Here is a 1,519-nt window from a genome sequence, read left to right on the forward strand (position 1 = left end):
CCATAGCTACTATGGTCCAATGCCTCATCTGTCTCCCCCTCTTTTGAGTGGCGTTAGTTATCGATAACAATATAAGCAGAAGCGGACTGGATGACGTATGGCTTTTTTAAACACACTCATATTGAACAGGCATAGCTCAACGCCCGGCTTCCATACCGCTAGCTCTGTTACCGGCCTCACAGCGACGGCACAAATCCGCGCAGATTCAAGCTTTATATTTTTGCGGTGCGGCGTTGACTGGCATATCTGCACGGCGATATACAGGAGGTCCCTTTCTCGTCGGCAGGAGCGTCCCATGCGATTCAGATCGGACAAACACGGCGGCTACCAGGTCTACGCAGTCACCGGCACCAACACCATCAGCTTCGCCATCGATTTTCGCGAGGCCGATACCAGGGGATTGCTCGGTTTTGCCATCGAGCGCCATGATGTCGACGAGGACGAGCGCTATTTTCTGTACGGCTTCAAGGTCTTTCCTTCAATCTATCCCGAGGCCGCGCCCGATCTCGCAGTATCGACGCACGACCAGCCGGTGCAAAGCTTTGTCTATGACGACTTCACCGCCAAGCCAGGACACAAATACGTCTACTACTTCCATCCGCTGAAAGGCTCGCCAAAGGCACTGGACCGCGACGCCAAGCCGATACCGGTAGCGGTGGAAACCGAACCATCATTCTCGAAGCATGAGTACGACGTCTTCTTTAATCGCGGTGTGGCCAGCAGCCAGGCCTACCAGCGCAAATTCGGCAACCAGAGTCCGGACGATCTTGAACATAATGGCGAACATAAAAAAGCCCGGGAAGCGCTGGCCTGGCTAAGCCGCGAWCTCGACGAAGCCATGCTGAAGTTCATCGCTGAAGCCCGCCACGGCGATACGCTGCTCTGCTGCTTCTATGAGTTCCACTACCTCCCGGTGCTGAACGCGCTGCGCCAGGCCGAAGAGCGAGGCGTCAAGCTACAGATCATTGTCGACGCCAAGGCGAACGACAAAGCCTTCCCGCGCAAGGCGAATCTGGATGCCATCGAAAAGGCCGGGCTGCCGCATGCGGACATCATTCTCCGCGAAGCGCGCCGCACCGCGATCCAGCACAACAAGTTCATGGTGCTGCTGAAGGGGCATAACGAAACGCCTGGCGCGGTATGGACCGGTTCCACCAACCTGTCGATGGGCGCCATCCACGGACACGCCAACGTCGGCCAATGGGTGCGCGACCGCGACGTGGCCGCGAAGTTCGCCGAATATTGGGAGCTGCTGTCCGGCGACCCTGGTGGCCGCGACGGCGACAGCAATGTAGATGTCCGCAAGAAGAACGAAGACCTGCGTACCTCCATTCAAGGCATCGACTCCGCGCCGCTGAAATGGAGCGACTTCCCGAAGGGCGCCACGCCCATCTTCAGCCCGCGCGAAAAGCTGGACGTTCTGAAGATGTACGCCGAACTGCTGGACAGCGCCAAAGACCTTGCCTGCATTACGCTTGCCTTCGGCGTCAACGAGGAATTTAAATCCCGCCTGCAGGAC

General features: G+C 57.6%; 1 protein-coding gene. It reads left to right on the top strand.

The window, feature by feature from the left end; all coding sequences use genetic code 11:
- Nucleotides 1-295: 295 nt before the first annotated feature.
- On the top strand, nt 296-1,519 hold a 1,224-nt coding region (locus AB4Z11_RS31340; RefSeq protein WP_442030033.1), incomplete at its 3' end, for a phospholipase D-like domain-containing protein.

Source organism: Pseudoduganella sp. RAF53_2, assembly GCF_052113985.1.
GTDB lineage: Bacteria > Pseudomonadota > Gammaproteobacteria > Burkholderiales > Burkholderiaceae_D > Rugamonas.